We start from the raw sequence: 223 nt of genomic DNA, 5'->3' as shown, positions 1-223 counted from the left end.
CAAGATGCCTGCCAATGGATTAGAAAGTTTTTTTGTCTTAATTGTTGGTGGTCGCCAGCGTTTACTATGAGCCGTATTAGCCTTTTGAAATAATTCTTCTGATACAAGTGGCGGATGAGCGTTATCATGTCGCTGCCATCTTTCTTTTGATACTTTTTTGCGAATGTATTTCCCGTTTTGTTTAGTGTAACGGATTTTCCCCCAAATAATGTGACCAAGATAT

1 protein-coding gene is annotated in these 223 nt (G+C 38.6%); it reads right to left on the bottom strand.

The annotated features are described in order from the left end of the window. The coding region (locus tag MR063_RS21695; RefSeq protein WP_242201349.1) for a recombinase family protein at positions 1–223 on the bottom strand (223 nt) is incomplete at both ends.

Source organism: Bacillus cereus group sp. BfR-BA-01492 (assembly GCF_022662815.1).
GTDB classification, from domain to species: domain Bacteria; phylum Bacillota; class Bacilli; order Bacillales; family Bacillaceae_G; genus Bacillus_A; species Bacillus_A cereus_BD.
Note: the sequence above shows the minus strand (reverse complement) of the source record. Positions and strands in the feature narration are given on the sequence as shown.